This is a genomic window from Streptomyces cahuitamycinicus, from assembly GCF_002891435.1.
GTDB lineage: Bacteria > Actinomycetota > Actinomycetes > Streptomycetales > Streptomycetaceae > Streptomyces > Streptomyces cahuitamycinicus.
This window is the reverse complement of the sequence record NZ_POUC01000431.1, coordinates 1-6660: the sequence shown is the minus strand read 5'-3', so window position 1 is coordinate 6660 and position 6660 is coordinate 1. Positions and strand designations below refer to the sequence as shown.

The 6660-nt window shown below is 67.3% G+C and carries 9 protein-coding genes and 1 tRNA gene; 3 read left to right on the top strand and 7 right to left on the bottom strand.

The window, feature by feature from the left end; genetic code table 11:
* Positions 1–77: 77 nt before the first annotated feature.
* Genes C1J00_RS35760 through C1J00_RS35745 form a run of 4 tightly spaced genes read right to left on the bottom strand, consistent with a single transcriptional unit; the run spans position 78 to position 2405 of the window.
* Complete coding sequence (locus C1J00_RS35760) at positions 78–716, bottom strand: aminodeoxychorismate/anthranilate synthase component II (protein WP_102913104.1); 639 nt, start codon at positions 714–716, stop codon at positions 78–80.
* A complete protein-coding gene (locus C1J00_RS35755; protein ID WP_102913105.1) occupies positions 713–874 on the bottom strand; it encodes a hypothetical protein in 162 nt (53 codons plus the stop codon). The genes C1J00_RS35760 and C1J00_RS35755 overlap by 4 nt, the downstream gene beginning before the upstream one ends.
* Positions 875–927: 53 nt before the next feature.
* On the bottom strand, positions 928–1602 hold the full coding sequence (locus C1J00_RS35750) for a class E sortase (RefSeq protein ID WP_102913103.1): 675 nt from the start codon (positions 1600–1602) through the stop codon (positions 928–930).
* Between the two features lie 20 nt (positions 1603–1622).
* Complete coding sequence (locus C1J00_RS35745; RefSeq protein WP_102913102.1) at positions 1623–2405, bottom strand: DUF881 domain-containing protein; 783 nt, start codon at positions 2403–2405, stop codon at positions 1623–1625.
* A gap of 138 nt (positions 2406–2543) precedes the next feature.
* On the opposite strand from C1J00_RS35745, the gene crgA reads away from it, so the two are divergent.
* Positions 2544–2798 (top strand): cell division protein CrgA, encoded by a 255-nt coding sequence (gene crgA, locus C1J00_RS35740; RefSeq protein WP_030846986.1) that lies wholly within the window; start codon positions 2544–2546, stop codon positions 2796–2798.
* 254 nt (positions 2799–3052) lie between these two features.
* On the opposite strand, the gene C1J00_RS35735 is transcribed toward crgA, so the two are convergent.
* Together C1J00_RS35735 and C1J00_RS35730 are read right to left on the bottom strand one after the other, a co-directional pair.
* A complete protein-coding gene (locus tag C1J00_RS35735; RefSeq protein WP_102913101.1) occupies positions 3053–3943 on the bottom strand; it encodes a rhomboid family intramembrane serine protease in 891 nt (296 codons plus the stop codon).
* Positions 3944–4031: 88 nt separating this feature from the next.
* Positions 4032–4559, bottom strand: a complete 528-nt coding sequence (locus C1J00_RS35730; protein ID WP_102913100.1) for a peptidylprolyl isomerase — start codon at positions 4557–4559, stop codon at positions 4032–4034.
* 337 nt (positions 4560–4896) lie between these two features.
* On the opposite strand from C1J00_RS35730, the gene C1J00_RS35725 reads away from it, so the two are divergent.
* The gene (locus C1J00_RS35725) at positions 4897–5598 is read left to right on the top strand and encodes a DUF5324 family protein (protein WP_102913099.1); all 702 of its coding nucleotides are present in this window, start codon (positions 4897–4899) and stop codon (positions 5596–5598) included.
* Between the two features lie 158 nt (positions 5599–5756).
* Here the strand turns inward: C1J00_RS35725 and C1J00_RS35720 are convergent.
* Positions 5757–5829, bottom strand: a tRNA-Ala gene (locus C1J00_RS35720).
* 180 nt (positions 5830–6009) lie between these two features.
* Between C1J00_RS35720 and C1J00_RS35715 the strand changes: the two genes are divergently transcribed.
* On the top strand, positions 6010–6558 hold the full coding sequence (locus C1J00_RS35715; protein WP_033309914.1) for a helix-turn-helix domain-containing protein: 549 nt from the start codon (positions 6010–6012) through the stop codon (positions 6556–6558).
* Positions 6559–6660: the final 102 nt, after the last annotated feature.

Genomic DNA, 6660 nt, shown 5'->3' with positions numbered 1-6660 from the left:
GTCCTCGAACGCCCCCGACACCCCGTACGACTGCTGCCCGTACGAGGTGTCGGACTCGCGCTCGGGGCGCAGCGCGGTCACGCCGAGGCCCTGCCCACCACCGGGGCGAGCCCCGCCGACCTCGCCACCGCACCCTGATCGCCGCACTCCACCAGCCAGTTGGCCAGCATCCGGTGCCCGTGCTCGGTCAACACCGACTCGGGGTGGAACTGCACACCCTCCACCGGGAGTTCCCGATGCCTCAGGCCCATCACGATGCCGTCGTGCGTACGCGCCGTCACCTCCAGCTGCGCCGGAACCGTGGCCGGCTCGGCGGCCAGCGAGTGGTAACGCGTCGCCGTGAAGGGGGAGGGCAGCCCGGCAAAGACACCACCGCCGCCGTGCTCGACCAGCGAGGTCTTGCCGTGCAGCAGCTCCGGCGCACGGTCCACCACACCGCCGTACGCCACCTGCATCGACTGCATGCCCAGGCACACGCCGAAAACCGGAACACCCGTGTCGGCACAGTGCCGGACCATGTCCACGCAGACACCGGCCTGCTCCGGCGTACCGGGCCCCGGGGAGAGCAGAACCCCGTCGAAACCGTCCTGGGCATGCGCCGTCGACACCTCGTCGTTGCGCAGGACCTCACACTCGGCACCCAGCTGGTACAGGTACTGCACCAGGTTGAAGACGAAGCTGTCGTAGTTGTCGACGACGAGAATGCGCGCGCTCACTGGTTGTCCACCGTCACATCGTTGAAGGGCAGCAGCGGCTCCGCCCACGGGAAGACGTACTGGAAGAGGACGTAGACCACGGCCACGACCAGGACGAGAGAGAGCACTGCCTTCGCCCACGTGTTCCCCGGCAGATGCCGCCAGATCCAGCCGTACATGCCGTCCCTTCCCTCGTACCACGGCACCAGACCCACGCCGTACAGCCACCAGACTAACGGCGCAGCGCCTCCGGTTTCCCGGCCTCCACAGGCTGGGTGGAGTCCAGGTGCGCCCAGACGATCAGCCGATGACTGTGCCCCCACTCCGGTTCGCACGTGGTCAGCGTCAGATAACGGCCCGAACGCGTGTACCCGGATGTACGTGGGACAGGGTCGATCACCTCGATGTCCGAGGGCACTGTTTTGTGCGGGCCTTTGTCGATCCGATACGTGAACCACGTCGTACCGTCGGTCAGCACCACGGCGTCACCCCGTCTGAGCTCGGGAAAGTCCTTGAAGGGGTCACCATGGGTGCGTCGGTGACCGGCGACCGCGAAATTCCCCCTCTGCCCGAGCTGGGCGGTCTCCGCGTAGTGGCCGAGGCCCTTCTTCAGCGTGTCGGTGGCGGTGCCTTCGAGCACGGGCTTGTTCCACGTGAAACCAAGCCGCGGAATGTACATGATCGCGAAAGGCTTGCCCTTGGCGTAGGGCGCCGGCTTCGCAGGACTCGCGGGCCCGCCGGCCGGCGGACGGGGCTTCGACCACTCCTTCCGGAGCAGGTCGATCTGGTCGTCCATGACGCCGTCGGCCCGCACACCGGTCCAGAAGAGCACGTAGACCACGAACAGCACGATCACGCTGCCGACGGTGATGCACAGTTCGCTGACGGTCCTGACGATCACGCGCACCGGCAGCTCCCCCGGTCCGGCTACTGCTCCACAGGCTTCGCGTAATGCAGATCCACTGTGCCCGAGTAACCGGGCAGAGTCACCGGGCCGTTCTCCTCGACTTTCCATCCGAGCCCGTAGACATTGACGTAGACCATGTAGTTCTGGATCGCCGACGAGGCCGCGAGCGCCTTCTGCAGCCTGCCCGGGTCACCGACCGCCGTGATCTTGTACGGCGGCGAGTAGACCCGCCCCTGCAGGATCAGGGTGTTGCCCACACAGCGCACCGCGCTCGTGGAGATTAGCCGCTGGTCCATGACCTTGATGCCCTTGGCCCCGCCCTGCCACAGCGCGTTCACCACGGCCTGGAGGTCCTGCTGGTGGATGACCAGGTAGTCGGGCTGCGGCTCCGGGTAGCCGGGGAGCTTGGCGGTGGCGTCCGGCGGGGCGTCATTGAGCGTGACCGTGAGCGAGTCGCCCTTGAGCTTCTGCGTGCCCGCCCGCTTCTCCAAAGCCGAGAGCTTGTCGTCCTCGGCCTTGGTGCTGCCGTCGTCGCGCTCGGCCAGGGCCTCTATGTCCTTGCGCAGGGCACCGTTGGTCTCATCCAGCTCGCCGTTCTCCTGGCTGCGCTCGTGAATGAGGTCGGACAGCTTCAGCAGGGAGGAGTCCGTGCGGATGTTGGTGCCCTTGGCGGTGTCGAAGCTGGTGAAGAAAATGAGACCCGCCAGAGCGAACACGGCCGCCGTGAGGACGCGCACAGGCCGGAAACGCCGCGCGCGCTCAGGGGTGGATCCCGTCCCGGGGGAGTCGGCAGAATTGCTCAACGTACCCTTATCTCCTTCGGCGCGGCGGAAGCACTACGCTAACGGACGCCCGGGGGAGCAATCGGAGTCCCCTACGCTGCCCCGAGACCGACCCAGTTACCTGCGCGGCCACGCAGCGCATCGACAGGAGAGACCCTCGTGCCGAAGTCACGTATCCGCAAGAAGGCCGACTACACGCCGCCGCCTGCCAAGCAGACGACCGCCATCAAGCTGAGCAACCGTGCCTGGGTCGCGCCGGTCATGCTGGCCATGTTCCTCATTGGCCTGGCCTGGATCGTCGTCTTCTACGTCACCGACGGCTCGTTGCCCATCGACTCACTGGGCAACTGGAACATCGTGGTGGGCTTCGGCTTCATCGCTGCCGGATTCGGTGTCTCGACCCAATGGAAGTAGCGGTCACCGCGCGGTGAACGCAGCTCTGCCCAGGGGTGTTCGCTGAGTTATCCACAGCAGTTTTCCACATGGGGATAATGAAGACGATCTGTGGATAACCCGTTGGGTGTTGACGCCGGTATGACGGAAGTACCGGTAGTCGAAAACTTGTTCGCCCCCTGCCTGGCCTGCGGAAACACAGGTCAGGGACAGGGGGCACATGTGTTCCCGCACGGTGTGCACAGGATCCGACACCCGCTGTGGACAACGCCTGCTCAGGTGAGCTGGGCCGTCCGCAGTACGGTCATGAGCACGACCACTCCCAGGACCAGGGCGCAGGCGCCGTACTGGACCAGCGCCCGGCGATCGCGCGGGGCGTGGACCATGGCGTATCCGACGACGACTCCGGCGACCAGGCCGCCGATGTGCGCCTGCCAGGAGATGTTGAACCCCGGGCTGAAGGTGAAGATCAGGTTGATCGCCAGCAGCGCGATGATCGGCCGCATGTCGTAGTCGAGCCGGCGCATCAGCACGGCCGTCGCGCCGAAGAGCCCGAAGATCGCGCCGGAGGCGCCGAGGGTCGCCGTGTTGGGGGACGCCAGCAGGTAGGCCAGCGCGCTGCCCGCGAGTCCGGAGATGAAGTAGAGAGCGAGATAGCGGGCGCGGCCCAGTGCCGCTTCGAGCGGGCCTCCGAGCCACCACAGGCTGAGCATGTTGAACGCGATGTGCCAGATCTCCTGATGGGTGAACATCGACGTCACCATGCGGTACCACTCGCCTCCCGCCACGCCCTGTGTGGGCGTGAAGGGCGCGGGCGGCCAGGCGCCGAGCAGGACGATGTCGTTCAGCAGCGACTCGTGGACCTGGACGGCGATGAAGACGGCCAGGTTGATCCCGATGAGGATCTTGGTCAGCAGCCGGGGGTCGGCGGCGATGGAGCCGCCGGCGATGGTCCGGGGCATGGCGGCCGTAGGCGAGTGGCCTGTGCCGGAGCCGGTTCGGACGCATTCGGGGCAATGGAAGCCGACGGAGGCGTTGACCATGCATTCGGGGCAGATCGGGCGCTCGCAGCGTGTGCAGCGGATGCCTGTCTCGCGGTCCGGGTGGCGGTAGCACATGGGGGCGCTGTGGGCGTCCTGCGGGCTGCCCGCAGCCTGGTCGTCCATGGTGTCCCCTAGGTCGTGTGAGAAAAGCCCGCCCCGCTCATCCTTACGGATGGGCGGGGCGATTGGTTCCCTGCGGGAGCCTTCGCGTTCAGCGGGTCTCGATGACGACCGACTCGATGATCACGTCGTTCAGCGGGCGGTCGGTGCGCGGGTTGGTCTGGGTCGTGGCGATGGTGTCCACGATCTTCTGGCTGGCCGCGTCGGTGACCTCGCCGAAGATGGTGTGCTTGCGGTTCAGCCACGCCGTCGGGGAGACGGTGACGAAGAACTGCGAGCCGTTGGTGCCCGGGCCGGCGTTGGCCATCGCCAGCAGGTAGGGCTTGTCGAAGCGCAGGTCCGGGTGGAACTCGTCCTCGAACTGGTAGCCGGGGCCGCCGGTGCCGTTGCCCAGCGGGTCGCCGCCCTGGATCATGAAGCCACTGATCACCCGGTGGAAGACCGTGCCGTCGTAGAGCCTGTCCGTGGACTTCTTGCCCGTCTCGGGGTGGGTCCACTCCCGCTCGCCCTGGGCGAGCTCGACGAAGTTCTTGACCGTCTTGGGCGCGTGGTTCGGCAGGAGCCGGACTTCGATGTCGCCGTGATTGGTCTTCAGGGTGGCGTAGAGCTGCTCAGCCACGATCTGCCTTCCGTTGTCTTTCCGTGACGCCCAGATCCTCGCACGGACGGGCCCTCGCGTCGTCCGACCTCGGTGCGGCGGGGGTAAACCCTCGGCGGGCGTCTGCGGAAAACCAGTCGGCTAGGGCCGGGCCGGGAGCGCTCGGCGGCGATCCGTGGCATTGTCGACGACAAGCTCCTGTTGCCCTTATTCATCCGCTATCACACGTGATCGGCGCTGGATGCCGGTTCTCGTGACCCGGATGCCCCTCCGCGCATGCCTGGTCGTGCGCCGGGAGGCATGATCCGTAAAAGGGTGGAAAGTCGAAATACCGTACGCCACCGAGGAGGAGGAACCCGTGACCCGCATCGACAGCGTGCGCGCCGCGACTGGTTCGGCGAAGGACAGCGTGCTGCACGCCGCGGAAGTGGTGGCGCCCTACGCCGACACGGCCAAGGACAGGGCCGCGCACTACGCACACGAGGCACGCGTACGGCTAGCGCCCAAGGTGACGCAGGCCGCAGGGCAGGCGCGTGTCCAGTACGGCGCCCATGTGCAGCCGTATCTGGAGCAGGCCCGCACGCATGTGCCGCCGAAGGTCGACCAGGCCGCCCAGGAAGCCGCCGATCGCACGCGTAAGGCTGCCCGCCAGGCGGCGGAGTACTCCAGGCCGAGGTTCGAGCAGGCGATGGCTGCGGCTGTGCCTGTGACGACCGAGGCTGCGGCCCGGAGTGTGGCTGCCGTGGCCGCGCTGCGCGGCCAGGTTTCGTCCAAGGAGATCCAGAGGCTGGTCCGCAAGCATGAGCGGCGGGCCAAGGCCGGCAAGGCCGTGAAGACGGTGGTGCTTCTGGGTGCCCTCGCGGGCGGGGCTTTCGCCGCGTGGAAGTGGTGGGACAAGCAGGCCAACCCGGACTGGCTGGTGGAGCCGCCGGCCGCGACGGAGGTCCCCGAGTCGGGGCACCTGTCGTCCGTGGACGGCACGGGTCCATCGGTCCTGGACCCTGAGGTCGAGGCCAAGCAGGCCGAGGACGAGACCGCTCGGCGCGACGATCGTTCCTGAGGGCGCACCGGATTCAACAGCACGGCGGGGCGGGGGACTTGAGGGTCTCCCCCCCCGCCGTGCTGTTTCACGTGAAACACTCGCCGTCGGCGTGCGCCCGGGTGCGTGAAAATGCCCTCCGAGACCGCGTTTTCGCAGTTCGGAGGGCATTTTCTGAGTGGAGCCTAGGGGAGTCGAACCCCTGACATCTGCCATGCAAAGACAGCGCTCTACCAACTGAGCTAAGGCCCCGTGAGGGGACGTCCGGCCGGAGAAATGCGTCCGGGCGGGCGTCGGAGACCAGAGTACCGGGTCCCCCCGGTGGTTCCGCAAAAAGATTGGGGGTCCCCGTCGACGACCACTCTCCGTAAGATGCTCGGCGTGGTTCGCTACCGCGAACCGCCGTACATGGGGAAGCGATGGGGAGACGCAATGGACGCCGCACAGCAGGAAGCGACCGCGAGAGCGCGGGAACTGCAGCGGAACTGGTACGGGGAGCCATTGGGGGCGCTCTTCCGTAGGCTTATCGACGATCTTGGTCTCAACCAGGCTCGTCTCGCGGGGGTTCTGGGACTGTCCGCACCGATGCTGTCGCAGCTGATGAGCGGTCAGCGGGCGAAGATCGGCAACCCGGCTGTGGTGCAGCGGGTTCAGCTGCTGCAGGACCTGGCGGGGCAGGTCGCGGACGGCAGTGTGAGCGCGGCCGAGGCCACCGAGCGCATGGAGGAGATCAAGAAGTCACAAGGGGGGTCGGTGCTCAGCAACACCACGCAGACGACGAGCAGTTCGGGGGCGCCCACGGTCAAGCGCGTCGTGCGCGAGATCCAGTCGCTGCTGCGGTCGGTGGCGGCGGCGGGCGACATCATCGACGCGGCCGACACCCTCGCCCCGACCCATCCGGAGCTGGCAGAGTTCCTCCGGGTCTACGGCGCCGGCCGCACTTCGGACGCGGTCTCGCACTACCAGTCCCACCAGAACTGATCCCGCCGCCCGGTCGCCGAAGGGGGTTCGGCAGCGGGCGGCAGGTGAGGTGACGGGGGATGCGTCACGGTTCGGGCGGGCACGAGGGGGCGTGTTCCGTAC

Excerpts from the sequence above, each read along its gene's own strand:
- C1J00_RS35755 (WP_102913105.1), bottom strand. The coding sequence starts at position 874 with ATGTACGGCTGGATCTGGCGGCATCTGCCGGGGAACACGTGGGCGAAG.
- C1J00_RS35735 (WP_102913101.1), bottom strand. The coding sequence starts at position 3,943 with ATGGACGACCAGGCTGCGGGCAGCCCGCAGGACGCCCACAGCGCCCCC.
- C1J00_RS35715 (WP_033309914.1), top strand. The coding sequence starts at position 6,010 with ATGGACGCCGCACAGCAGGAAGCGACCGCGAGAGCGCGGGAACTGCAG.